General features: G+C 70.2%; 25 protein-coding genes. 17 read left to right on the top strand and 8 right to left on the bottom strand.

Going from position 1 to position 23,650, the window contains the following annotated elements; translation table 11 throughout:
* Positions 1-88 precede the first annotated feature (88 nt).
* From OG223_RS04070 to OG223_RS04030, 9 genes are all read left to right on the top strand, one after another.
* Positions 89-1,234, top strand: a complete 1,146-nt coding sequence (locus OG223_RS04070) for an acyl-CoA dehydrogenase family protein (RefSeq protein ID WP_329242438.1) — start codon at positions 89-91, stop codon at positions 1,232-1,234.
* A gap of 60 nt (positions 1,235-1,294) precedes the next feature.
* Positions 1,295-2,056: an SDR family NAD(P)-dependent oxidoreductase gene (locus OG223_RS04065; protein ID WP_329242436.1), complete on the top strand. Its 762-nt coding sequence runs from the start codon at positions 1,295-1,297 to the stop codon at positions 2,054-2,056.
* Positions 2,057-2,137: 81 nt separating this feature from the next.
* Positions 2,138-3,277: a thiamine pyrophosphate-dependent dehydrogenase E1 component subunit alpha gene (locus tag OG223_RS04060; protein ID WP_329242434.1), complete on the top strand. Its 1,140-nt coding sequence runs from the start codon at positions 2,138-2,140 to the stop codon at positions 3,275-3,277.
* Positions 3,274-4,242, top strand: coding sequence for an alpha-ketoacid dehydrogenase subunit beta (locus OG223_RS04055; RefSeq protein WP_329242432.1), 969 nt, complete (start codon positions 3,274-3,276; stop codon positions 4,240-4,242). Before OG223_RS04060 ends, OG223_RS04055 begins: the two co-directional genes overlap by 4 nt.
* A 13-nt stretch (positions 4,243-4,255) precedes the next feature.
* Positions 4,256-5,560, top strand: a complete 1,305-nt coding sequence (locus OG223_RS04050) for a dihydrolipoamide acetyltransferase family protein (protein WP_329242430.1) — start codon at positions 4,256-4,258, stop codon at positions 5,558-5,560.
* Positions 5,561-5,692: 132 nt separating this feature from the next.
* On the top strand, positions 5,693-6,388 hold the full coding sequence (locus OG223_RS04045; protein WP_329242427.1) for an alpha/beta hydrolase: 696 nt from the start codon (positions 5,693-5,695) through the stop codon (positions 6,386-6,388).
* Positions 6,389-6,477: 89 nt separating this feature from the next.
* Positions 6,478-7,077, top strand: a complete 600-nt coding sequence (locus OG223_RS04040; RefSeq protein ID WP_329242423.1) for a helix-turn-helix domain-containing protein — start codon at positions 6,478-6,480, stop codon at positions 7,075-7,077.
* A gap of 61 nt (positions 7,078-7,138) precedes the next feature.
* Positions 7,139-7,543 carry a RidA family protein gene (locus tag OG223_RS04035; protein ID WP_329242420.1) on the top strand — a complete coding sequence of 135 codons (405 nt, stop codon included), beginning with the start codon at positions 7,139-7,141 and terminating at the stop codon, positions 7,541-7,543.
* Positions 7,544-7,599: 56 nt separating this feature from the next.
* Positions 7,600-8,253, top strand: a complete 654-nt coding sequence (locus OG223_RS04030) for a TetR/AcrR family transcriptional regulator (RefSeq protein WP_329242417.1) — start codon at positions 7,600-7,602, stop codon at positions 8,251-8,253.
* Positions 8,254-8,312: 59 nt separating this feature from the next.
* Here the strand turns inward: OG223_RS04030 and OG223_RS04025 are convergent, their stop codons facing one another.
* Positions 8,313-9,125 (bottom strand): SDR family oxidoreductase, encoded by an 813-nt coding sequence (locus OG223_RS04025; protein WP_329242415.1) that lies wholly within the window; start codon positions 9,123-9,125, stop codon positions 8,313-8,315.
* A gap of 173 nt (positions 9,126-9,298) precedes the next feature.
* Here OG223_RS04025 and OG223_RS04020 point away from each other — a divergent pair, with 173 nt between their 5' ends.
* Positions 9,299-9,712 carry a nuclear transport factor 2 family protein gene (locus OG223_RS04020; RefSeq protein ID WP_329242413.1) on the top strand — a complete coding sequence of 138 codons (414 nt, stop codon included), beginning with the start codon at positions 9,299-9,301 and terminating at the stop codon, positions 9,710-9,712.
* Positions 9,713-9,782: 70 nt separating this feature from the next.
* Here OG223_RS04020 and OG223_RS04015 read toward each other — a convergent pair whose 3' ends face one another.
* From OG223_RS04015 to OG223_RS04000, 4 genes are all read right to left on the bottom strand, one after another.
* The gene (locus OG223_RS04015; protein WP_329242411.1) at positions 9,783-10,826 is read right to left on the bottom strand and encodes a glycoside hydrolase family 5 protein; all 1,044 of its coding nucleotides are present in this window, start codon (positions 10,824-10,826) and stop codon (positions 9,783-9,785) included.
* A 355-nt stretch (positions 10,827-11,181) separates the two neighbouring features.
* Positions 11,182-12,009: an SAM-dependent methyltransferase gene (locus OG223_RS04010; protein ID WP_329242408.1), complete on the bottom strand. Its 828-nt coding sequence runs from the start codon at positions 12,007-12,009 to the stop codon at positions 11,182-11,184.
* Between the two features lie 84 nt (positions 12,010-12,093).
* Positions 12,094-12,345 carry a DUF397 domain-containing protein gene (locus OG223_RS04005; protein ID WP_329242406.1) on the bottom strand — a complete coding sequence of 84 codons (252 nt, stop codon included), beginning with the start codon at positions 12,343-12,345 and terminating at the stop codon, positions 12,094-12,096.
* On the bottom strand, positions 12,342-13,214 hold the full coding sequence (locus OG223_RS04000) for a helix-turn-helix domain-containing protein (protein WP_329242404.1): 873 nt from the start codon (positions 13,212-13,214) through the stop codon (positions 12,342-12,344). Before OG223_RS04000 ends, OG223_RS04005 begins: the two co-directional genes overlap by 4 nt.
* A gap of 239 nt (positions 13,215-13,453) precedes the next feature.
* Here OG223_RS04000 and OG223_RS03995 point away from each other — a divergent pair, with 239 nt between their 5' ends.
* On the top strand, positions 13,454-13,900 hold the full coding sequence (locus tag OG223_RS03995) for an ATP-binding protein (protein ID WP_329242402.1): 447 nt from the start codon (positions 13,454-13,456) through the stop codon (positions 13,898-13,900).
* Positions 13,901-13,940: 40 nt separating this feature from the next.
* On the opposite strand, the gene OG223_RS03990 is transcribed toward OG223_RS03995, so the two are convergent.
* Positions 13,941-15,362 (bottom strand): PP2C family protein-serine/threonine phosphatase, encoded by a 1,422-nt coding sequence (locus OG223_RS03990; RefSeq protein WP_329242399.1) that lies wholly within the window; start codon positions 15,360-15,362, stop codon positions 13,941-13,943.
* 71 nt (positions 15,363-15,433) lie between these two features.
* Here OG223_RS03990 and OG223_RS03985 point away from each other — a divergent pair, with 71 nt between their 5' ends.
* The 4 genes from OG223_RS03985 to OG223_RS03970 all read left to right on the top strand — a co-directional run bounded on the left by OG223_RS03985 (position 15,434) and on the right by OG223_RS03970 (position 18,761).
* On the top strand, positions 15,434-16,246 hold the full coding sequence (locus tag OG223_RS03985; RefSeq protein ID WP_329242396.1) for an SAM-dependent methyltransferase: 813 nt from the start codon (positions 15,434-15,436) through the stop codon (positions 16,244-16,246).
* Between the two features lie 141 nt (positions 16,247-16,387).
* Positions 16,388-17,266: an RNA polymerase sigma factor SigF gene (locus tag OG223_RS03980; protein ID WP_329242394.1), complete on the top strand. Its 879-nt coding sequence runs from the start codon at positions 16,388-16,390 to the stop codon at positions 17,264-17,266.
* A 142-nt stretch (positions 17,267-17,408) separates the two neighbouring features.
* On the top strand, positions 17,409-17,987 hold the full coding sequence (locus tag OG223_RS03975) for a hypothetical protein (protein ID WP_329242392.1): 579 nt from the start codon (positions 17,409-17,411) through the stop codon (positions 17,985-17,987).
* Between the two features lie 135 nt (positions 17,988-18,122).
* Entirely contained in the window at positions 18,123-18,761 is a 639-nt protein-coding gene (locus OG223_RS03970) for a TetR/AcrR family transcriptional regulator (RefSeq protein ID WP_329242389.1), read from the top strand.
* 3 nt (positions 18,762-18,764) lie between these two features.
* On the opposite strand, the gene OG223_RS03965 is transcribed toward OG223_RS03970, so the two are convergent.
* The gene (locus OG223_RS03965; RefSeq protein WP_329242386.1) at positions 18,765-19,604 is read right to left on the bottom strand and encodes an LmeA family phospholipid-binding protein; all 840 of its coding nucleotides are present in this window, start codon (positions 19,602-19,604) and stop codon (positions 18,765-18,767) included.
* A gap of 9 nt (positions 19,605-19,613) precedes the next feature.
* A complete protein-coding gene (locus OG223_RS03960) occupies positions 19,614-20,222 on the bottom strand; it encodes a TetR/AcrR family transcriptional regulator (protein WP_329242383.1) in 609 nt (202 codons plus the stop codon).
* A 108-nt stretch (positions 20,223-20,330) separates the two neighbouring features.
* On the opposite strand from OG223_RS03960, the gene OG223_RS03955 reads away from it, so the two are divergent.
* Both OG223_RS03955 and OG223_RS03950 read left to right on the top strand, forming a co-directional pair.
* On the top strand, positions 20,331-22,022 hold the full coding sequence (locus OG223_RS03955) for an MFS transporter (RefSeq protein WP_329242380.1): 1,692 nt from the start codon (positions 20,331-20,333) through the stop codon (positions 22,020-22,022).
* A gap of 578 nt (positions 22,023-22,600) precedes the next feature.
* Positions 22,601-23,647 (top strand): lysylphosphatidylglycerol synthase transmembrane domain-containing protein, encoded by a 1,047-nt coding sequence (locus tag OG223_RS03950; RefSeq protein ID WP_329242379.1) that lies wholly within the window; start codon positions 22,601-22,603, stop codon positions 23,645-23,647.
* Positions 23,648-23,650: the final 3 nt, after the last annotated feature.

The following is a 23,650-nucleotide window of genomic DNA, read 5'->3' as shown; positions in this document are numbered from 1 at the left end:
TGCCAGCGGTGGTGTCCCGCCGGTCCACTGACAACGCCTGCAACTGGTCGGCGACCGCCGTTCGAGGGCGTGAGGAAGGGACCCAGCGGTGAAGGTTGAGCGCGAACTACCCTCCGGCGAGGCCCGGGAGCTACTGGAGCTGACGGCCGACATCGCGGACAAGGAACTCGCCCCGCGTGCGGCGCAGTTCGAGGAGGAGGGCCGCTTCCCCCGCGAGGTGTTCGCTCTCCTGGGCGAGGCGGGACTGCTGACCCTGCCGTTCGGCGAGGACGTCGGGGGAGGCGGTCAGCCCTACGCCGTCTACCTGCAAGTGCTCGAAGAGCTGGCCGCCCGCTGGGCCGCCGTCGCGGTCGGTGTCAGCGTGCACACCCTGTCGTGCCACGCCGTCTCGGTCTTCGGCTCCGCGCACCAGCGGGAGACGCTGCTGCCGTGGCAGCTCAGCGGCGCCGCCCTCGGCGCCTACTGCCTGTCGGAGGAGCACGCGGGGTCCGACCCCAGCGCCATCCGGGCCGGCGCGGCGCGCGACGGCGCGGCGTGGGTGGCCCGGGGGACCAAGGCCTGGGTCACCCACGGTGGCGAAGCCGACTTCTACACCGCCTTTCTCCGTACGTCCGCGGACCCGCGCAACGGCATCTCCTGCTTCCATGTGGACGCACGGTCGCCCGGCCTGAGCGCGGGTGCTCCGGAACGCAAGATGGGGCTGCGCAGTTCGACCACCGCGCTGATGCACTTCGACGACGTGCGCGTCCCGGACGACCGGCTGATCGGCGAGCCCGGCCAGGGCCTGAAGATCGCGCTGTCCGCACTCGACGCCGGCCGCCTCGGCATCGCCGCGGTCGCGGTCGGGATCGCGCAGGCCGCGCTCGACCACGCGGTCGACTACGCACGCGAGCGCCGGACCTTCGGCCGTCCCATCATCGAGCACCAGGGCGTGGGGTTCCTGCTAGCCGACATGGCGGCACGCACCGAGGCGGCCCGCGCCACCTACCTGGTCGCCGCCCGGCGCAAGGACGCCGGCCAGTCGTTCAGCCGCCAGGCCAGCATCGCCAAGCTCATCGCGACGGACACGGCGATGGCCGTGACGACCGACGCCGTACAGGTCCTCGGCGGCGCCGGATACGTCCGTGAGCACCCCGTGGAGCGCTATATGCGCGAGGCGAAGATCACGCAGATCTTCGAGGGCACCAACCAGATCCAGCGCATGGTCATCAGCCGCGGTCTCGCCGGCTCCTGAACGCGCCGCGCCATCAACCAACACACCTCGTTTCCAGCGAACTTGAGAAAGGCGGACACCGTGGCACCACACGATGCTGTTGCCGTCATAGCGGGCGGCGGCTCGGGGCTGGGGCGGGCGACCGCACACCGGCTGCACCGACAGGGCCGTACCGTCGTGCTGTTGGACCTTCCCGGCGGCCAAGGGGAGGCCGCTGCCGCCGCGTTGGGGGAGCGCGCCCACTTCGTCGCGGCGGATGTGACCGATCCGGGCCAGGTCCGGGAGGCCTTCGCCTTCGCGGCGGGCCGGGGGGCGGTGCGTACGGCGGTCAACTGCGCCGGAATCGCGACGCCCGGCCGCATCCTGGGCCGGAAGGGAGCGCTGCCCGCCGAGGACTTCCGGCGCGTGGTCGAGATCAATCTGCTCGGCACCTTCCACGTGCTCGCCGCCGCTGCCGCCGTCATGGCCGACAACACGCCGGACAACGGTGACCGGGGCGTCATCGTCTGCACCGCGTCGATCGCCGCCTACGACGGCCAGATCGGCCAGGCCGCGTACGCGGCGAGCAAGGGCGGGGTGGTCTCGCTGACCCTGGCAGCGGCCCGGGACCTCGCCGACTCGGCGATCCGCGTCGTCACGATCGCGCCGGGGCTGTTCGACACCCCGCTGCTGTCGGGCCTGCCCGAGCAGGCGCGGACCCAACTCGGCGCCGCCGTACCGCATCCGTCCCGTCTCGGTTCGCCGGACGAGTACGCCGCCCTGGTCACCCACATCCTCGACAACCCGATGCTCAACGGCGAGGTCATCCGCCTCGACGGCGCCCTGCGCATGCCCCCGCGCTGAACCACCGTACCGACACGGCCCGTTGACCCGCGCTCGACGCCGAGAGCGTCGCCCGGGAAGAGAACCGGAAAGAGAACACCCATGGCACACGCCGTACAACTCCCGCCGTCGGAGACCCCGTCGGCCGAGCCGCCGATACAACTGCTCGATCCAGCCGGGAACTTGAGCACGGACGAGCGGCTTCCGCTCGACCCGGCGGCCGTCGACCTCCCCGCCCTCTACCGCGACATGACACTCGCCCGCCGGCTGGACACGGAGGCCATCGCCCTGCAACGGCAGGGGGAGTTGGGCCTGTGGCCCTCGCTGCGCGGTCAGGAGGCGGCACAGGTCGGTGCCGCGTACGCGCTGGGCGGCCGGGACATGGTCTTCCCCACCTACCGCGAGCACGGTGTGGCGTGGTGCCGCGGCCTCGACCCGGTGTCGCTCCTCGGACTCTTCCGGGGCACCACGCTGGGCGGTTGGGACCCCTACGCACACCACTTCAACCTGTACACGCTGGTCATCGGCGCGCAGACCCTGCACGCGGTGGGCTATGCGATGGGCCTGTACCGGGACGGCAGCACCGGCTCCGGCGACCCCGACCGCGACACGGCCGTGCTGGCGTTCCTCGGCGACGGCGCGCTGAGCGAGGGCGAGACGAACGAGGCCTTCGTCTGGGCCGCCGCCCAGAACCTGCCGGTGGTCTTCTTCTGCCAGAACAACCAGTGGGCCATCTCCGCGCCGTACAGCGTGCAGAGCCGGATCCCCGTGGCCCGACGCGCCTCCGGGTTCGGCTTTCCGGGCATCCGCGTGGACGGCAACGACGTCCTGGCCTGTCTCGCCGCCACGCGCCAGGCGCTGCACCAGGCACGAACGGGTGGCGGCCCGACACTGATCGAGGCCGTCACCTATCGCGTCAACGCCCACACCACGGCCGACGACGCGAGCCGGTACCGGACCGCCGAGGAGACCGAGGACTGGACCGCCCGGGACCCGCTGGAGCGGCTGCGCGCGCATCTGGAATCCGCAGGCGCACTGACCGACGAGTACGTCACCGACCTCGAACAGCGCGAGCGGGACCTGGCCGAACGGCTGCGCGCCGGCTGCCGCGGGCTGGCCGACCCCGACGCGTCCTCCCCCTTCGAGCACACCTACGCGCGGATGCCCGCCGATCTGCGCCGACAACTGCGCGAACACCTGGAGTTCGTCTCCACCGGCCCGCAGGACGGAGAGCGGACATGACCGTCTCCATGGTCAAGGCCCTCAACGACGGCCTGCGCCAAGCCCTAGCCGACGATCCCCACGTCCTGCTCATGGGCGAGGACATCGGCCGGCTCGGCGGTGTGTTCCGGGTGACGGACGGACTGCGGAAGGAGTTCGGCGACCTGCGGGTGGTCGACACCCCGCTCGGCGAGGCAGGCATCGTCGGAGCGGCGATCGGACTCGCGATGCGCGGCTACCGGCCCGTCTGCGAGATCCAGTTCGACGGCTTCTTCTACCCGGCCGCCAACCAGATCATCACCCAACTCGCCAAACTCCGGCACCGCTCGGCGGGCCGCATCTCCCTGCCCGTCGTGATCCGCATCCCCTACGGCGGTGGCATCGGCTCGATCGAGCACCACTCGGAGTCGCCGGAAACGTACTTCGCCCACACGGCCGGGCTGAAGGTCGTCACCTGCGCCACCCCGCACGACGCCTTCCACATGATCCAGCAGGCCGTGGCCGACGACGACCCCGTGGTGTTCCTCGAACCCAAGCGGCACTACTGGACCAAGGGAGAGGTCGGCCCGGCCCCGGAACTCCCGCTGGAGCGGGCCGTCGTCCGCCGCGAGGGAACGGACGTGACGCTGATCGCCTACGGCCCGACCGTGCCGGTCGCCCTGGAGGCGGCCGACGTCGCGGCGGACGAGGGCCGCAGCGTGGAGGTCGTGGATCTGCGCAGCCTGTCGCCGTGGGACATCACGACCGTCCGCGCGTCCGTCCACCGCACGGGACGAGCCGTCGTCGCCCATGAGGCCGCCTTCTCCCACGGGTTCGGCGCGGAGGTCGCCGCACGGCTGCAGGACGAGGAGTTCCACTTCCTCGAAGCACCCGTCGTCCGGGTCACGGGCTACGACACCCCCTACCCGCCCAGCCGGCTGGAGTCGGACTGGCTTCCCGGTGTCGACCGGATCCTCAACGCCATTGACCGCAGCCTGAGTTACTAGAAGGGGCCCTGTCGTGACGAGCCCACAGCAGTTCCTGCTCCCCGACGTCGGCGAGGGTCTGACGGAGGCGGAGATCCTCGCCTGGTCGGTCCGGCCCGGTGACGTCGTCGAGGTCAACCAGATCATCGTCGAGGTGGAGACGGCCAAGGCCGCCGTCGAACTTCCCTCGCCCTACGCCGGTGTGGTCAGCGCCCTCCACGCGGACGTGGGCGACCTGCTCGCGGTCGGGCGGCCGCTCATCACGATCGACACCGGCGCACCGGGAGAGGCGGCGGGCGGTGCGCCGGAGAGCCCGGCGGCGCGGCAGCCGGAACCGGAACAGGCGGAACTGCTGGTCGGATACGGTCCGCAGGGCACCGGCACCGGCCGTCGCAGAAGGCGCCCCGCCCACGCACCCGGCCCTGTGCGAGGCGACGCCCCGAACCGAACCGCAGCCCGGGCGGCGGCCAAACCGCCGGTCCGCAAACTCGCCAAGGACCTCGGGGTCGACCTGACGACCGTCGTCCCCACCGGCCCCGGGAACACCATCACCCGCGAGGACGTCCACGAGGCCGCCCGAGGCGCGAGCCCGCAGTCGGCTCCCGCCCCAACCCCTGACGTGGCTCGGACCTCCGAAACACGCATACCGATCAGGGGAGTTCGCAGGCACACGGCCGCCGCCATGGTCGCCTCCGCCTTCACCGCACCGCACGTCACCGAGTTCATCACCGTGGACGTCACCGCCACCATGCGCCTTCGCGAACTGGTCGCCGGACGAAGGGAGTTCCGCGAGCTACGGGTGACGCCTCTGCTGTTCTTCGCCCGGGCCTTCCTGATCGCCCTGGCCAAGACCCCTGAGGCGAACTCCCGTTGGGACGAGCAGGCGCAGGAGATCGTCCTGAAGCACTACGTCAATCTCGGGGTGGCGGCGGCGACGGACCGTGGTCTGGTCGTGCCGAACATCAAGGGCGCGGACCGGATGTCGTTGCACGAACTGGCCCGGGCGCTGGCCGACCTCACCGCGACCGCCCGCGCCGGCCGCACCTCCCCTCAGGACATGTCGGGCGGCACCGTCACGCTGACCAATGTGGGGGTGTTCGGCGTGGACACCGGTACGCCGATTCTCAACCCGGGAGAGGCCGCCATCCTCGCCGTCGGCGCCGTCCGCCGTATGCCCTGGGTCGTCCGGGACGAGAACGGGGACGAGCGCGTCGAGCCCCGGTGGGGCACCCAACTGGCGCTCTCCTTCGACCACCGGCTCATGGACGGCCGCCAGGGGTCCGAGCTGCTGGCCGATACCGCGCAGATCCTGCACGAACCAGGGCTGGCGATGCTGTGACGTCGGCCGTGCGGCAGCGGAGCTCTTGGCCTGTGAGGCAACTTATTTTGCCCATGAGGTTGACTTGGGTGGGCTGGGACGTGACTCTGTGGGAAGGACCGAGGGGTTCTGGAGTCACAGGAGGAGCGGGCCATGGCAACGTTCGTACTCGTACACGGTTCATGGGGCGGCGGCTGGGTGTGGGGCCGGTTGCGCCCCGTGCTGGAGAGCGCCGGGCACCGCGTTCTCACGCCCACCCTCACCGGCCTCGCCGAGCGGCGCCAACTCTCCTCGCCCGACATCGGGTTGAGCGTCCACGCGCGCGAGATCGCCGAACTCCTGGAGTTCGAGCGGGTGGAGGACGCGATCCTCGTCGGGCACAGCTACGGCGGGATGGTGGTCACGGGAGCCGCCGCGCTCGCCCCCGAGCGGGTCGGGCAGGTGGTGTACGCGGACGCGTTCGCCCCCGTGACCGGTGAGTCGGCGTTCACGATGCTGCCGTGGCTGGAGCCGGCGTTCGCCGAATCGCCGGGGCCGGCCGAATGGGAGGTGGCACCGCTCGACCCCGGGTTGCTCGGTGCGGACGACGACGGGGTGGCGTGGCTCTCGGGCAGGCTGACACCCATGCCGCGGTTCACCCACGAGGAGCCGCTCGGTCCCGGCAGCGAGGACGTGCTCGCCGACAGGACGGTCACCTACATCTACTGCGCCGATCAGGCCCTCTTCACCGACATCGCGGCTTCGGCGGAGAAACGGGGGTTTGGGGTCGTCGCACTGTCCGAAGTCACCCATGTCGGCCTGCTGACGAACCCGCACGTACTTGAGCGGGAACTGCTGAAACTCGTATAGGCGACCCGTACGGACAGCGAGGGCGGGAGGCCTTCCGATGTACCCGACAGGCCCGCTCTATTGCCTCAGAGGCATGTTAGTGTGCGGGAATGCCGATCGAGGACACTGATCTCTGGGTTGCCCAACGCCTCAAGGACATGCGGGGCGAGCGGGGCATCACCCTGACGACACTGGCCGAACAGACCGGCATTTCCTCGGCGCATCTCTCGCGCCTGGAGAAGGGTGTACGCAAGCCGTCCATCGGCAGCCTGCTGCAGATCGCCCGCGTTTACGGCGTATCCATCAGCGAGTTGGTGCAGGAACCCGATCAGGACGACTTCCATCTGGTGCGCGCCGGCGCGGCGATGACGCGCGACGGACAGGACGGCCGTTACACCGTACTGAGCGGGCCTCGGGAAACCATGTCCGTCATCCGGGTCGAATTGGCAGCCGGCAAGAACACCAAGACCGCCCGGCACGTGGGCGAAGAATGGCTGCATGTGCTGTCCGGGGCGATCACTCTCGATATCTCGGGTGTTTCGCTTCAGCTCGACACCGGTGATTCGGTGCACTTCGATTCGTCGAAGGAGCATCGTCTCACCAACAAGGACGATGCCGTCGCGACCGTGCTGATCGCGTCGACAGCGGCAACTGTTCCGATGCGGCACCCCATCCCCGCGTCACGTCGCAATGCGGCGGACTCGCGCTGAGCTTCGCGTGAACGCGCAGGGTGCGCATCGTTGATTCCAGGAAGAAGAAGGAAGACTCACGATGACGTCACCCGTTGCGCTGAATCCTGCTGAACTCCCGCCCCTCACCGGCGTGATCTCCCACGGCATGGCCGTTCCCGACCTCGGGCTCATCTACACGTCCGGCCAGGTCGCATGGGACGCCAAAGGGCAACTCGTCGGCCGGGGAGATCTGGCGGCCCAATTCACCAAGGCCTACGAGAACATCGACGCCGTTCTTGCCGCGGGCGGCTCCAGCCGTAGCAAAATCATCAAGGAGACGATCCATCTCGTCGGGTACGACACCGACAACTCGGCGGAATTGATCGCGCTCATCGCCAACTGCCGGGGGACGGGACAGACGCCGCCCGCGAGTACGTGCGTGGGTGTGGAGACTCTCTTCGCGGAGGGATATCTGGTCGAGATCGAGGTGGTCGCGACCTTGTGAGGGGTCGCTTCCGCCGGCCGGCGCCCGGCGACAGGCGGCGCGGGTAGCATCGATCGGTGACCAAGACGCCAGGCGCTGCCCGAACCAAGGTCGGTATCACGCTCGATCGTGTTGTCGGGGCCGCGTTCGAGGTTCTGCACCGGGACGGCATCGCCAAATTGTCCGCACGGGCGATCGCGGCCGAACTCGATGTCCGGATGAACACGGTCATGTGGCACATCCGGACCAAGGAACGGCTGCTCGGCCTGATGGCGGAATCCATCATGGGCGAGGTCGAGCTGGACAACCTGCACGGCGACTGGCGTGAGCAAGTGGCCGAACTGCTCCGGCGCCTGCGGCAGGCAATGCTCGGACACCGGGACGGCGCCTTGCTCGTCGCCGGAACCTTTCCCGTCGAACCGAACACGCTGGCCTTTTCCGAACGAGTGGTGACGATCCTTTTCGAAGGCTGCCCCACCCGTAAATCGGCCGCGTGGACGTCCTGGAGCCTCTTCTATTTCACGCTCGGGCTCGTCCAGGAGGAACAGGCGACACCGGCCGCGTTCCACGACCGCCTGCGGGAATCGGTGGACGACCGGCGTTTCCCCGGCCTCCATTCGGTGCTGGAGGACTACGTCTCGATCGACTACAGCGAGCGCTTCGACTTCGGGATCGAACAGATCCTGCACTCCGCCCCGACCACCAGACCTCGGCCGCACGCCGGGAGTTGACGGTGTGTCGGGGCGCCGAAGCGGTCGCTGCACTCTGATCGAGGACGGACCGTCGCGCCCTAGGATCCGAACGCGACGGTGGACACCTCGTCCCAGGCTCGCCACTCGTCGAGCCGGGCCTGGTACTCCTTGGTGATCAGTTCCAGCGGGCCCTGGCCGAAGAAGATCCGCAGGGGCGGCTGTTCCGCGTCCACCACGGTGAGAATCGCCGCCCGCGTCGCCGTCGGGTCGCCGCGCCGGGCGGAGATCCCCGTCATGGCCGCGCGGAAATCGTCGTAGGCCGGAAGGCGCTCGGCCCGCACCGCGGAGGGCCCCGCCCAGCCGGTGTCGTACCCGGCCGGCTCGACCAGGGTGACGTGGATGCCGAAGCCCTTCACCTCGGCGGCGAGGCTCGCGCTGAAGCCTTCCAGGGCGAACTTGGACGCGTGGTAGAGGCCGAGTCCGGGCAGTGAGGTGACGCCGCCGATGGAGGACACCTGGATGATGTGGCCGGACCCGCGGGCGCGGAGGTGGGGGAGTACCGCCTGGGTGACCCACAGCGCGCCGAACAGATTGACGTCGATCTGCTCGCGGGCCTGCTGCTCGGTCACTTCCTCGGTCATGCCGAACAGGCCGTAGCCCGCGTTGTTGATGACGACGTCCAGGCCGCCGAAGGTGTCCACCGCCTGCCGCACGGCCTCGAACGCGGCCGTGCGGTCGGCGACGTCGAGGCGGAGCGGCAGGACCGCGTCGCCGTACTTCTCGACCAGGTCGTCGAAGGCGGCTGCGGAACGGCTGGTCGCGGCGACCCGGTCGCCGCGTTCGAGCGCGGCTTCCGCCCATTCCCGGCCGAATCCCTTCGAGGCTCCGGTGATGAACCATGTCTTCGCCATGATCTCTTCTCCAGGGGTGCGAGCTCTTGTTCATTGACCAACACGACCAGTGAACTTGGTCAGTGACCAAGATGTCAACTCGCGATGCCCCCCTTGTGCGGTGACCAAGTAGTGCGTTACGTTCTTGGTCGACGACCAAGGTGATGGTGGATGCGAAAGGACCGTTCCCGGCCATGAGTGCGACTGAGCGTCATCGGGATTTCTTCCACGGCATGTACACGTGGCTGTCCGGACTGTGCGACGCCGAGAATCACGGCACCCTCGACGACATCCACCGGTTCTGGGCGGACGACGCACGCATCGTCACCGGTGGCCAGGTCAGGGCGGCCGGAATCGAGGAGCTGCGGAAGCACTTCGGGATCTATCCCGAGCAGTACGCGGAGGTGGAGATCCGGGAGCCGTACTACACGTACCTGGAGTCGGGGGACGACGTCGTCATCGAGTACGACATCCTGATCCGCGGGCGAGACCAGGAAGGTGCCGCGGACGGTAGGCAGGAATTCCGGGTGATGGCTGTCTTCTCGCTGGCCGACGGCAGGATCTCTCACATGCGCCAGGTCGCAGGCGTCAGGGCGGGAGACGCCTGACCCGAAGCGCATGCACAACGTGCCCTGATCCGTGCCCCGTTGGGATGCGGGCACGGATCAGGGCATCGGTTCAGGACTTCACGGGCTTGCCGCGGCCCCAGGCCCAGGCCAGTCGGTCGGCGCCGGACTGGTTGGTGGTGACCAGCCAGGGACGGGTGGCGTCGCCGATGAGCTTCTGGATCGAGTACGTGTCGTCGGTGCGCAGGCCCGGCCAGTACACGGACCCCATGCCCAGCTTGCGGAAGGTGTCGGTGTCGGCCTGGATGAAGTTGACCGAATTGTCGGCGGGAGTCGGCACGTTGTAGTCGAGGCCCGTGGTCATCGGGGCGCCGAACTCGTCGGCCACGGTGCGGTTGGCGCAGTCACCGAGGCGTACCTTGAGGTCGCTCACCCACTGGTCGTAGGTGGCGTAGTCCTTCCAGAAGCCGTAGTGGTGGAGGGAGAGGTAGGTGCCCTTCAGGCGCGGGTCGGCGCAGACCGTGGTGACGTGGTCGTTGTAACCGGCGCCGCTGACGAAGACCCGGTTGCGCGGCACCGAGGGATACGTGTCCAGCCACTTCGCGGCGAGATCGGCCCACTCGGTGTCGGTGTAGCCGTGCGGCTCGTTCATCGGCTCGAAGTAGACGCGCTCGTTGTGCCGGTAGGCCTTCACCACGGTGTTCCACATGGGCCAGTACGTGGCGGGGTCGTCGATGTAGCCGTCCTTGTTGGCGCCCGTCCCCTCCCAGTACGAGACGATGACCTTGAACCCCTGTGCCGTCGCCGCGTCGATGACCCCGCGGTAGGATTTCCAGTAACTGCCGTTCACCGTGTACGGGTTGATGGGCAGCCGCACCGTGTTGGCGCCGAGGTTGGCGCGGAACGCCGCGATCACCCGGGTCGCCTTGGCGTACGTCTGCGCGTAGCTGTCGGAGAGCGACAGGCCGGACAGGACGACCGGGTCGTCGGCGTAATTGTCGCGCGGGTCGGCCCAGTTGACGCCCTTGAACTGGGACGTGTTCGTGCTCGGCGCGGCGGAGGCGGGGCTGCCGGCCAGCGTGGTGCCGGTCACCGCGGCGATCGCGACGGCCACGAAGGTGGCCCGCAGACGGGTTCTGGCGGGGATGGTGCGCATCGACTTGCCCTTTCAGGAATGGCGACTCGGCGCATGGCGAGGCCAGCGCGCGGCTGAGCGGCCGTCGGAACAGGTGCCGGGCGGGACGGATGACGTCGGCTCGTCGTCCCAAAGCCCGGTGGGCTCGGTGGAGTTGGGGGAGTGATGGCGTGGTGGGCGCTGCTCGCCGGTGGCCTCCTCCCCTCCCTCCGTCACCGGCCGCGCGGGGATGTTTGCGTAAACACGCTGCTCCATCCGGATGTTTACGCAAACATGGCGGCGCCGGAATCGTGGCATCCGGCACCGCCCTCGTCAAGGTTTCCCGCACGTAACGCCGTTGGGCCCGCACGTAACGCCGCCCGCCCCCAGGTCGGGGCTACGGCTTGATGCCCACCCCGGTCCACAGGCTGACCTTGGCGTCCGTGGGCGCGTCCGCCTCGTCACGGTCCTCGCTCACGGGGTCGGGGCGCCAGCGGTGGCCGACGGCGAGACCCGGGTCGAGCAGATCGAGCCCGGTGAAGAAACGCGCGACCTCGTCCCGGGTACGGACCTTCACCGGTGTCCCGCCCTCCTCGTAGATCGCGACGACCTTCGCCCAGGGCTCGGGGTCGAAGTCCGCGGTGACGTGGCTGATGGCCAGGGCGCTGCCCGAAGGCAGGACCGACATCAGACGGTCCACGATCCCGTACGGGTCCTGCTCGTCGGTGACGAAGTGCAGCAGCGCGTTGAGGGACAGCGCGATCGGCTGGTCGAAGTCGAGTATCTCGGCGACCTCGGGCGAGTTGAGGAGCGTCTCGGGGTCGTTCACGTCCGCCTGGACGTACGCGGTGCGGCCCTGCTTGGTGCTCCGCATCAGGCGCTCGGCGTACTTGAGGACCAGGGGGTCGTTGTCGGCGTAGACCACCTGGGCCTCGGGCACCACGGACTGGGCGACCTGGTGCAGGTTCGGCTCGGTGGGGATGCCCGTGCCGATGTCGAGCCACTGGCGGATGCCGTGCTCCCGGGCGAGGGCCCGGGTGGCCCGGTGCATGAACGCGCGGTTCTCCCGGGCGGCCACGAAGACGCCGGTGAAGACGCCCGAGACCGCCTCGGCCGCCTGCTTGTCGACCTCGAAGTGGTCCTTGCCGCCCAGGTAGTAGTCGTACATGCGGGCGGAGTGCGGCCTGCTGGTGTCGATCTCCCGTGCGGCGTGGGCGTTGGTCATGCTCTCCCTCTCAAGTGGTGTGCGTCGGTGTCTCGGGCAGGTCGCAGCCGGGCAGGCTCCGGTTCCCCACGCCCGTGGTGTGGTTCAGCCGGCCATCAGGTGGTCGGCCAGTCCTCGCTTGACCCCGTCGACGAACGCGGCCATCTCCTGGGGCGTGTAGATCAGCGCGGGTCCGGCGGGGTCGGTCGACTGGCGCAACGCGATCCGCCCGTCGGCCAGTTGCTTCGTCTCCACGCACTGACCCCCGTTGGGACCGCTCCAGGGGCACTCCCAGCCCTGCTCGCCGAGGCTCGACGCGGGCATCCCGTTGTAGACCTGGTCGTCGGTGGTGGTCATGAGTACTCCTTGCGCATGCGGTTCAAGAGCGCCTTGCTGTCCGCGGACGAGGTCAGCAGCGACATCCTGTTGTGCGCTTCCAGGTGGGCCACGACATCGGATCGCTGGTCCAGGTACATGGAGGCGGAGAGGATCTCGCTGTAGACGACGTCGGGCAGCTCCGGTTCCCTGAACCGGAAATAGGTGAAGGGTGCGCACGCCCCGACGTGGGCACCCGCCGAGAACGGGACGATGTCGACACTGACGTGGTCCAGTTCCGAAACCTCGAGGAGCCGGTCTATCTGGTCCCGCATGACCGCGGGACCGCCCACCACCCGGTGGAGCACGGCTTCTTCCAGCACCGCCCACAAGGTGGGCGAGTCCGGCCCCTCCAGCAGACTCTGCCGGCGCAGACGTAACTGCACCCGCCGTTCGAGGTCCTCGTCGTTGTCGTTCGGGAAGCCGCCGCTCAGTACGGCTCGCGCGTAGTCGTACGTCTGGAGGAGGCCCGTGACGTAGTGGGGCTCATAGGTGCGCAGGGTCCTGGCGCCGGTCTCCAGGCTCACATAGGCGGTGAACCAGCCGGGCAGCACGTCGCGGTAGGCGTGCCACCAGCCGGGTTCGTTCGCCCGGTCGGCGAGGGCGACGAACTCCTCGATCTCCTGGCGGTCGGCGCCGTAGGTCTCCAGCAGCTTCTCGACGTAGAGCGGTTTGAGGCCGACCTCGGCCTTCTCCAGACGGCGGATGGTGAGGGAGGTCACCCGCAGGGCCTTGGCGGCGTTCTCCAGGGACACGCCCGCACCCTGTCGCCGGTCCTGCAGCCGCCGGCCGAGGATCATGCGGAGAACGGTGGGTGCACCGGTGCCGGTGCCCGAACGAGCCTCGCTCACGCCCAACCTCCTGAGGGACTGTCACCGGCCTTAGTCTGACAGCGACTTGGTGATGCCGCCAGACAGAAACCGTCGTTCTGAAATTATCAGGGAGTCGGTTGCAGCTTGAACTGAGCTATGGGCATAGTTACTTGTGTGAGCGATCTAGGCCGCACGCCGGAACCCCCAAGTCCGGCAGGCCGGTTGCTGATGCTGTGCGTCTCCCGCCTGCGCCCGCCCCCGATGGAAGGCGAACCACCGTGTCCCCCCACACGACTCCCTCCCCGCAGCTCTTAGACGTCGCGAGCCCTGACCTGGCGCACTGGCTGGAGCTTCCGGCACACCGCTCCGGCGTCCGGACCGCCCGGCACGTCATGGGCGCGCACCTGGCCAAGTGGGGCCTGCCCGAGGAGGTGCGCGACGACGCGGTGCTGCTGATCTCCGAGTTGGCGACCAACGGGGTGTGCCACACACCCAGCGCACGGCTCCTGTGCGGTGTCGGGATCGTCACCGACCGTAGTCTCCGCATCGAGGTCCACGACCACGACTACACGGGCGGCGACCTCTCCCGCTGTGTGCCGTGCGCCGACGACGAGAGCGGGCGCGGACTGTTCATCGTGCAGGCGATCGCGGACACCTGGGGGGTCGACAGATCGACGCTCACCGGCGGCAAAGCCGTCTGGGCCATACTGTCCACCGGCTATTGAGGCCGGACACGTGGAGGGGGCGAGGACGCCCGCGGCCTGTTCAGGTGGTCGCGGGCGTCAACTCGGCCAGCAGCAACGTGCGGTCGTCCGCCCCGGGCGTCGCGGACGGGGCGCGCAGCAGCCGCGCGCACAACGTCGGGAACCCTTCCGGGCCGTCGGCCCGGGTGGGCTCGGCGGCGGCCGTGTCCAGGGCCCGGGCCAGACCGGCGATCTCCTGGTCTATGTCGGCGTGCCGCGACTCGACCAGCCCGTCGCTGTACAGCAGGAGCAGGGCCGGTTCGTCGATGGTCAGCACCGTGGCCTCGTAGGTGCCCGCGCCGAGCCCCAGCGGCAGTCCCGCGCTGGCGAGCGTGACCGGCAGGGCCGGTCCGTCCGGGCCGCGCAGCAGCGGCGGCGGGTGGCCGGCGCCGACCAGGGTGCAGGAGTGCGCCCGGGCGTCCCACTCGGCGTAGATGCAGGTCGCGAACGACGCGCCCGGGGTGTCGTAGGCCAACTCGTCGAGGCGGCGCATGAGTTCGGCCGGCTCCATGTCGAGCCGGGCCAGGGTGCGCACCGCCGTACGCAACTGGATCATGGCCACGGCGGATTCGGGGCCGTGGCCCATCGCGTCGCCGACGACCAGGCCGACCCGGCCGCCGGGGCGGGGCAGGACGTCGAACCAGTCGCCGCCGATGATGTTGCCCTGGCCTGCCGGGAGATAGCCGTGGGCGATGCGGCAGCCGGGGAACGCCTGGGCCGGGTCCGGGAGCAGGCTGTTGCGGATGGCCAGCGCGGTGCGCCGCTCGCGTTCGTAGCGGCGCGCGTTGTCCAGGGCCACGGCGGTCCGGGCCGCCAGCGACTCCACGGCCACCGCCTCGCCGGGCAGGAACGGATCCCGCTCCGGTCCGCGCGTGCAGGCGATGAACCCGACGGTGGCGCCCCGCAGTTGGAGCGGCACGACGAGGAACGACGCCGTGTGCAGCAGATCGTCTATCCGCTGCGCGTCCCCGCCGGCAGAGGCCAGCAGCCGATCGGAGGTGTGCTGGTCCACCCCGTCGAGCACCTGCGAGTGCCCGGAGGCGAGGGCGCGTGCGTACGGAGTCTCGCGGGGGAAGACGACCACCTCGCCGACCGGCAGTACCCCGTCCCAGCTCTCCGGCGCCTCGGCGCCCACCCGCACCGCCAGCCGACGCGCCTCGATCTGCGGCGGATCCACGGAGGGATACGCGTTCTCCTCCAGCACCCAGCGCTCCAGCAGATACACCGACGCCGCGTCGCAGAACCCGGGCGTCAGCGCGTGCACCACATGGCTGCCGGTCAGCCGCAGGTCGAGCTCGGAGCCGATCACGTCCGCGGCGGGGGCGAAGGCCGGCCTGCGGCGTGGGGGCCCGGCGGGGAGTGCGTCACGGTGGTGACTGCGCGGTTCGTTCCGCAGGGTCGTGCCTTTCCGGGTGGGGACCGGCCGCGTGGCGTGGGGGGACAAGCGGTCTGCCGTGCTTTCGGCGGCAACTATATGATGACGCGTCAAGGATCTTCGGGCGAAGGGGAGTTGTGGTGCCGGACAGTGGAGGCCTGCCGCAGGGGATCGATCCGCACAAAGCGAGTGTCGCCCGAATGTACGACGCGATGCTGGGCGGTGAGCACAATTTCGCCATAGACCGCGAGGCGTTGGCCGCGTTCACGGCGATCGACCCCCAGGTTCGCACCCTGGCCCGCGCCAACCGAGACTTCCTCGGCCGGGCCGTGCGCTTCCTGGTCGAGTCCGGGGTACGGCAGTTCATCGACCTCGGCTCGGGCATTCCCACCCAGGGCAACGTCCACGAGGTCGCGCAGGCGGCCGCCCCCGGAGCGCGCGTGGTCTACGTGGACAACGACCCGGTGGCCGTCGCCCACAGCACCTCCCTCCTCGCCGACAACCCGGACGCGGACATCGTCGACGGCGACATCCGCAGACCGGCCGACGTCCTGTCCGCGCCGCAGCTACGGAAGTTGATCGACTTCGAGCAGCCCGTCGCCGTACTGATGATCACGATCCTGCACTTCGTCACGCCCGCGGAGGACCCGGCCGGCATCGTCGCCGCCTTCCGCGACGAGCTGCCCGGGGGCAGTTGGCTCGCGCTGAGCCATGCCACGAACCAGGACCGCCCCGACACCGCGGCGGCCGTGGGCAAGTTGTACAGCTCCAAGGCCACTTCACCCGTCACCGCCCGTTCCCACGACGAGATCCTCGGTCTGTTCGACGGCTTCGACCTCGTCGCGCCCGGTCTGACCTATGTCCCCCTGTGGCGCCCGGACCCGGCGGACGAGATCCCGGAGAACCCGTCGGAGTACTGGGTCTACGCGGGAGTCGGCCGCAAGAACGCCTAGACCGCGGGTACTTCGATGGGTCCTTCGACACGGAGAACGAGGTGCGCGCCCCGAATCTCTCGGCATCAGGGGGAATGAGCCGCGAGAAGCGGGGCAGGGGCCTGAAGACAGAAGTTCCTTCGGACGAATGGGGTGGGCGACATGGCAGCCGTGACGGCAGTGGAGGTACACGCCACGGCAGAGCAGCGGGTGACGGCCGGGGGGCCTCTCCCGCTGATCGCGGAGCCGTCGAAGGTGAGCCCGAAGGACGCGCGTGAGCTGTCGCGCCAGTTCTTCGACCGGCTGACCTCGCTGGAGGAAGGCACCCACGAGTTCCAGTACGTGCGCAACACCCTGATCGAGATGAACCTCTCCCTCGTGCGCTACGCGGCCGCGCGCTTCCGCAGCCGTAGCCACGACGAGATGGAGGACATCGTCCAGGTCGGCACGATCGGACTCATCAAGGCGATCGACCGGTTCGAGCTCTCGCGGCAGGTGGAGTTCACGTCGTTCGCCGTCCCCTACATCGTCGGCGAGATCAAGCGCTTCTTCCGCGACACCAGTTGGGCCGTCCATGTGCCCCGGCGGTTGCAGGAGGCCCGGGTCGAGCTGGCCAAGGCGACCGAGGAACTGCGCTCCCGCCTCGGCCGTACGCCCACCACACGGGAACTGTCCGAGCTGATGTGCCTGACCGAGGAAGAGGTCATCGAGGCCCGCAAGGCGTCCAACGGCTACACCTCCTCCTCGCTGGACGCGGCACTCAGCACCGACGCGGGCACCGAGGGCGAGACCGTGCTGGCCGATGTCATCGGTTCGGACGACCCGGGGCTCGAACTGGTCGACGACCTCAGCTCCTTGGCCCCGCTGATCGCCCAACTCGACGAGCGCGAGCGGCAGATCATCCACATGCGCTACGTCGAGGAGCGCACCCAGGCCGAGATCGGCGAGGTGCTCGGCATCTCCCAGATGCATGTGTCCCGGCTCATCAGCCGGATGCTCCGCCGGCTGCGCGCGGGACTGCTCGACCCCGCGGTCGCCTGACGGGCCGCTCCGGCCCAACAAGCCGGGTTGTTGGGTGACTTCACCCTCCCCGGATGTCCGTTCCGCGGCATCCTCGTACTGTGGCCGGGCCGGCACCTCAGGTGTCGGCCCGGCCGTCGCGGGGTTGCCGGAAGGGGGAGTTGTGGCGTGGCGGAGTGAGGAGTTCGGGGAGTCCCACGAGGGCATCGTGGGGGCGGTCCTCGCCGACGGCAGTGAGCCGAAATCCGTGTATCTGGATGTGGGCAGCGGCAGTTGTGGCTTCGAGACGCGTGAGTGGTGGGCCTACAACGGCTGGCTGGGCCGGCCGAAGGCGGCGGGCTGGCGGGCTTCCTGCGCGTGCGGCTGGCGCGGGGAGAGCCATCCCATCGACTGGGACCGGGTGGAGGACCACGATCTGGACGATCTGGACACCTCCGACGCGTACGACGACTGGTGGGAACACATCAACGCGGTCGAACGGCGTACGGTCCCGCTGCCGGAGCAACTCTCCGATCTGATGGAGCAGTTGGAGGAGCGGCTCGACGCGCTCGCGGACACTGCGCCGGTGGCCGCGCTGAAGGCGGTGGCCATGCTGGAGCGCATGGCGGGGCGGGTGGGCAAGGAAGCGGCCTACGGTGCGCAGGCCGACGACATGTCGGACGAGTCGCTGGGCAACGCGCTCGGACTGAGCGCGAGCATGGCCCAGTCCCGGCTCGACCGTTACCTGCGTCCCCACTGCTGACGGACGGCGGCGGACGGACCGTGGTGGCTCGGCCGCCGCCCGCGGTGCCGTGACGTGAGGGGGCCGAGGGCGCGTGCCAGACTGGACGTACCGCTCGCCCCCGCTCCGTGTTCCCGCACTTCACCGAGGTTGTCCGTGACCAAGCCCCCGGCCCGTGTCCCCCAGCGAAGCAACGCGCGCTCCAACCGGGAACGCATCCTGGCCACGGCCCGCCGGGAACTGGGCCGGAACCCGGACATCACCCTGGAGGAACTCGCGCGCGCCTCCGGTGTCGTACGACGCACCCTGTTCGGGCACTTCCCCGGCCGGGAGGCGCTGCTGGAGGCGCTGGCCGAGGAGGCGTCGGAGGCCTTGCTGGGCGTGCTGCCCGCCGACCCGGCACCGTCCGGTCCGGAGGCGGAGCCGGCCGAGCGGTCGTTCGCGCGCTTCGTGCTGTCGCTGTGGACCGTGGGGGACCGCTACCGGCTCCTCCTGGCGCTGGCCCGCCGTGACCTGGGCCAGGAGCGCGTCACCGAGATCCTGGCCCCGGCCCGCCGCGCGGCCGCCACCATCCTGGACCGCGGTCAGCGCGACGGCGTCTTCCACACCCAACTGCCGCCCGCCGTGCTGAGCGCAGGACTGGAAGCCCTGACGATCGCCCTGCTCGAAGAGGTCAACTCCGGGGAACTGGAGGACGACGGGACCCGTGCGGCGACCGCCGCGCTCATCGCGGCCGGGGTGCCGGAGAAGCAGGCACGGGTCGTGGTGGACGAGGTCGGGCCTGTGGCGGGCTGAGTATCAAATGCCTTGCCCGTACGGCGAGTTGGTCTGCGCGTCCCCGCTCCGCGAGTTGGTCTGCGCCCCTCCGCTCCGCGAGTCGTCGGCCGACCGGAAGGTGACCGACTCGCCCGTCAGCCGGGCGACCAGTCCGCTCTCCGTGGTGGTGACCGACCGCAGGTGCAGGCCCTGAGGGATGTTCCGGAGCTGGATCGGCCGCTCGAAGACCCGGCCGAGCGCCGCTCCTGCCACCCCGGGCAGCAGACCGCCCGTGACCTGGAAGTCCTTGAAGGCGATGCGGTTGCCGGACAGCACCGAGACGGTGGCCGTGACGGTGACGGCGTCGCCGGTGGGCAAGGGGACCCTCGCGCGCACCTGGTCGGGACGGGTGCCCCGGGAGATCTCCGGCCCCAGGGCGTCGGACATGTCCGGGTAGGACAGCAGGGCGGTCGCCTCCGCCGAGCGGGCCAGCGCCTCCGTGTCGTCGTCGGACTTCCTCAACTCCGCGAGGCGGAGGGAGAGTTCGGACACCGGCAGCGGGCCGGTGGCATCGCCCGCCGGTATGTCGTGCGCGGTGATGTCCACGTGCCGCAGGGTGCCGGAGATCAACTGCGTCAGCACCGGGAAGCCGCGCACATGGACCTCCGGCGCCGAGGGAGTGCGCATGCCCTCCTGGAACGCCTCGGCCGTACATGACTCCACCCGCGCCCTCGCGAGGCGGTCGACGGTGACGGGCACGAGGAGCAGCGCGAGCAGTGCGCCGACGGCGATGACGACCGGTCGCCGGTTCCGCCGGGGCGGGCGCGCGTCACCGGGCTCGTACGCGGGGAACGTGGCGTCGGCATGGTCGTACGGGTGCATGGGTCTCCTTCAGCGGGACGGTCGCAGGCGGTGGACCGTGGTGGCCGCGAGGTCGGGTCCGACGCCCGCGGCGATCAGGGCCGCGGTGGCGGCGGCCGTGCCGTCGTCGGTCCAGCGGCCGGAGTTGACGCAGTCGAGCAGCGACAGCACGAGTGCCTCCACGGCCCTGGTGAGGGGGACGGGCGGGACGGCGGTGTGGAAGACGCCCTGGCGCTGGCCCTGGGCGAGGATCCCGGCGACGGTGTCGCGGGCCGGGCCGAGCAGTGTGTCGACCGCGTCGGGGCCGAGGTCGCGGTGGGCGAGGGCGATGAGCACGCGGTAGCGGTCGCCGACCGGCCAGAGCGTGAGGACGAAGCGGGCCAGGGCGGTCGCGGCGTCGGGCGTCGGCGACCGGCCGACGGCACTCGCACGCCGTACCGCCTCCCCGGCGTCCGCCGCGAGGCCGTGGACGAGCGCGGCCCGCCCCGCGAAGTGCCCGTAGAGGGTGCGCCGCGCCAGGCCCGCCGCCTCCGCGATGTCACCGAGGCTGCTGTCGGGGTCGCGGCCCAGTTCCCGCCGGGCCGTCTCCAGGATGCGGGCGCGGGTGGCGCGCGCCTTGGCGCTGCTGCGGCCGGTCACATCGACACCTCCTGGCGGGGCTGATCCGTACCGGCATAGTTGCACATCGATGGGCAATAAAATAACCTGCACATCAGTGAGCAATTAATGTCCTCCTAGGAGCTTGCGATGCCGCTCTTCGCCACCACACCCGTCGACAGGATGACCGGGCCGTACGCACGGCGATGGTCCGCCCTGATCGTGCTCTGCCTGAGCCTGCTGATCGTGGTCATGGCGAACACGTCGCTGATCGTGGCCGCCCCGGACATGACCACGGACCTGGGCCTGAGCAGCAGCGATCTCCAGTGGGTGATCGACGGCTACACCGTCCCGTACGCCGCGCTGATGCTCGTGCTGGGCTCGATCGGCGACAAGTACAGCCGTCGCGGCGCGCTCGTCACGGGGCTGGTGATCTTCGCGGTCGGGTCGGTGACGGGCAGCCTGGTGCACGAGACGGGGCTGGTCATCGCGGCCCGCGCGGTCATGGGCGTGGGCGCTGCGGTGGTCATGCCGGCCACGCTGTCCCTGCTGGTCGCGATCTTCCCCAGGCGCGAGCGGGCGCGGGCCATCACGGCCTGGACCGCGACCTCGGGCCTGGCCATCGCCGTCGGCCCGCTGGTCGCGGGCTGGCTCCTCGAGGAGCACGCCTGGGGCTCCACGTTCCTGATCAACGTCCCCATCGCCGTCGTCGCGGTGGTCGGCGCGCTGGTCCTCGTACCGCCGTCCAAGGCGGCCGCGATGGGCCGTATCGACTACGTGGGCGGTCTGCTCTCGATCGTCTCGGTCGGCAGCCTCGTCTACGCCATCATCGAGGGCCCGCACTTCGGCTGGGGCGCGGGTCCGGTCACCGCGGCCGTCGTCGCCGCCGTCGGCCTGCCCGCCTTCGTGGCCTGGGAACTGCGCCACCCGCACCCCATGCTCGACGTCCGCAAGTTCGCCCACCGTCCCTTCAGCGGCTCCATGGCGGCGGTCCTGTTCTTCTTCTTCGGGACCTTCGGCGCGATCTACTACGCCACGCAGTTCCTCCAATTCGTCCTCGGTTACAACGCGTTGGAGACGGGCGTACGACTGCTGCCGCTGGCCGGTGCCGTGTTCGCCGGCGCCGCGGTCACCGGGCGGCTGACCCCCAAGCTGGGCATGAAGCCGATGGTGGTGACCGGCATGGTGCTCGGCACCGCGGGCGTCCTGCTGCTCACCCAGGTCGACAAGACCTCCACCTACGGCGACTTCCTGCCGACGATGCTGCTGCTGGGCTTCGCGATCGGGCTGAGCGTGTCCCCGGCCACGGACACGATCATGGGTTCCTTCCCGGAGAGCGAGCTGGGTGTCGGCGGCGGCGCCAACGACACCGCGCTGGAGCTGGGCGGCTCCCTCGGTATCGCCATCCTCGGCTCGCTGCTGGGCACCACCTACAAGGACCGGCTGACCGACCTGGTCGGCGGCCACCTGCCCGCCGCCGCGCTGGACACCGCCAAGGACTCGGTCGGCGGCGGCCTGGCGGTCGCCCAGCAGATCGCGAAGACACCGTCCGCCGGACCGCAGCAGGCACAGGCCCTGGTCGACGCCGTGCACGAGGCCTTCGCCCACGGTGTCGCCCAGACCAGCCTCGTCGGCGGGATCATCATGGCCGCCGGCACACTGATCGTCCTCGCGGTGCTGCCGGGGCGGCGCGATGCGGCCAAGGCAGGGGCCGAGGCCGATGCCGGTGCTGGTGCCGAGCCGACGGTGGCTGAGGAGGAGGCCGGCCGTGAACAGGAGCACGGGGAGTCGACGGCGGCGGAGGCCGGCCGCGAGCAGCAACATGCGGAGCCGACGGCGTAGGAAACCGGTCGCGATCAGGGGCATGCGGTGCCGGCGGCGGAGTCCGGCCAGGGCCAGGGGCCTGCGGTGCCGATGACGGGAGTCGGCCGTGACGACGAGCACGTGGTGTCGACGACGGGGCGGATGGGGCCACGGGCATGCGGTGTCGGCGGCGGAGTCCGGCCGGGACGAGAGGTCTGCGGAGCCGATGACCGCAGTCGGCCGCGACAAGGAGCACGTGGTGTCGTCGCCGGAAGCCCTCCGCCACCAGGGCATGCGGCGCCGACGACGGAATCCGGAAGCGACCAGGAGCACCCGGCGTCGGCGGCGGAGGCCGTCCGAGGTCAGGAGCGGCCACCGCGCCTCGGGTGCCGCGCTCACGGTGCACGCGGACTCCGTTCAGAAGTCTCGTGCGGACGCGGCCCCTTCCGTGTCGGCGTCCGGGGGCTCTCGCAGGCCGGTCGGACCATCGTGCATAAACTGGACGAGTTCCGCCTCGGCGCACGCTCCCTCGCCCGGGCGGAGAACAGCGGCCCCGCATCGAGCGGTGCCGGCGTCGTCGCCGGCTGAAGCCCCTTACGAAATCGACGGTCCTGCCTGTGCACGCTCCGGACACCACCGCCATCGAAGCGGCCGACGCGGCGCCGCACCGCACCCGACGCTGGCTGCGGCCGGTGGTGATCGCGGTCCTGCTCGTGCTGTTCGGCACCGAACTGGTCCTGGGCTGGCCGTCGTTGGCCGCCGCGCTGTCGCAACTGCGCGCACCCCGGCTGAACTGGTTCGCCGTCGCGCTCGTCGCCGAAGTGGCCGCCATGGGCTGTTACGCGCGCATGCAACGCCGACTGCTGCGCTCGGCCGGGGTGATCGTGCCGATCCAGAAGCACGTCGCCCTGGCCTACGCCGCGCACTCGCTCAGCGTCACCCTGCCCGGCGGCCCGGCCTTCTCCACCCACTTCAACTACCAGCAGATGCGCCGCTTCGGAGCCACGCCCGCCGTCGCCTCCTGGTGCATCGCGCTGTCCGGCCTGCTCTCCGCGGCGGCCCTGGCCGTCGTCACCGCGATCTCCGCGATCGCCTCCAACGGCAGCCTCCAGTGGCACAGCCTCCTCACCCTCGGCCTGGCCGTCCTGCTGCTCACCGTCGGCATCCGCCGCATCACCCGCCACCCGGAGAAGGTCGAACCGGCCACCCGCGCCGCGCTGGCCAGGGTCAACCGGCTGCGGCACCTTCCCGAGACCCAGGGCCTCGACCGCGTCCGCGGCTTCGTCGAGCAGCTCCGCACCGCCCGGCTCGAACCCCGGCACGCCGTCGCCGCCGGTGTGTTCGCCGTACTCAACTGGCTGCTCGACGCGGGCTGCCTGTGGCTGTGTTTCCACGCCATCAGCGACACGCAGATCAGCAGCGCCCAACTGCTGCTCGCCTTCTGCGCGGGCATGGCCGCCGGGACACTCACGATCATCCCCGGAGGCCTCGGCCTCATCGACAGCGCGCTGATCCTCGGACTGGTCACGGGCGGCGTCGCGACCAGCACCGCGATCGCCACGGTCGTGCTCTACCGGATCATCAGCTTCGGGTTCATCATCGGCGTCGGCTGGATAACGTGGCTGGTCATCCGCCGCCACAACCGCCGGGAGCCCGCTGTCTAGCGG

It is taken from the genome of Streptomyces sp. NBC_01478 (assembly GCF_036227225.1).
Lineage (GTDB): Bacteria > Actinomycetota > Actinomycetes > Streptomycetales > Streptomycetaceae > Streptomyces.
The sequence above is the reverse complement of the archived record's forward strand: the minus strand, read 5'-3'. Positions and strand labels throughout refer to the sequence as shown.

Bases quoted from the DNA above. Each gene is read 5' to 3' on its own strand.
- OG223_RS04060 (WP_329242434.1), top strand. From the start codon at position 2,138: ATGGCACACGCCGTACAACTCCCGCCGTCGGAGACCCCGTCGGCCGAG.
- OG223_RS04055 (WP_329242432.1), top strand. From the start codon at position 3,274: ATGACCGTCTCCATGGTCAAGGCCCTCAACGACGGCCTGCGCCAAGCC.
- OG223_RS04045 (WP_329242427.1), top strand. From the start codon at position 5,693: ATGGCAACGTTCGTACTCGTACACGGTTCATGGGGCGGCGGCTGGGTG.
- OG223_RS04040 (WP_329242423.1), top strand. From the start codon at position 6,478: ATGCCGATCGAGGACACTGATCTCTGGGTTGCCCAACGCCTCAAGGAC.
- OG223_RS04035 (WP_329242420.1), top strand. From the start codon at position 7,139: ATGACGTCACCCGTTGCGCTGAATCCTGCTGAACTCCCGCCCCTCACC.
- OG223_RS04025 (WP_329242415.1), bottom strand. From the start codon at position 9,125: ATGGCGAAGACATGGTTCATCACCGGAGCCTCGAAGGGATTCGGCCGG.
- OG223_RS04020 (WP_329242413.1), top strand. From the start codon at position 9,299: ATGAGTGCGACTGAGCGTCATCGGGATTTCTTCCACGGCATGTACACG.
- OG223_RS04015 (WP_329242411.1), bottom strand. From the start codon at position 10,826: ATGCGCACCATCCCCGCCAGAACCCGTCTGCGGGCCACCTTCGTGGCC.
- OG223_RS04010 (WP_329242408.1), bottom strand. From the start codon at position 12,009: ATGACCAACGCCCACGCCGCACGGGAGATCGACACCAGCAGGCCGCAC.
- OG223_RS04005 (WP_329242406.1), bottom strand. From the start codon at position 12,345: ATGACCACCACCGACGACCAGGTCTACAACGGGATGCCCGCGTCGAGC.
- OG223_RS03980 (WP_329242394.1), top strand. From the start codon at position 16,388: ATGGCAGCCGTGACGGCAGTGGAGGTACACGCCACGGCAGAGCAGCGG.
- OG223_RS03965 (WP_329242386.1), bottom strand. From the start codon at position 19,604: ATGCACCCGTACGACCATGCCGACGCCACGTTCCCCGCGTACGAGCCC.
- OG223_RS03955 (WP_329242380.1), top strand. From the start codon at position 20,331: ATGCCGCTCTTCGCCACCACACCCGTCGACAGGATGACCGGGCCGTAC.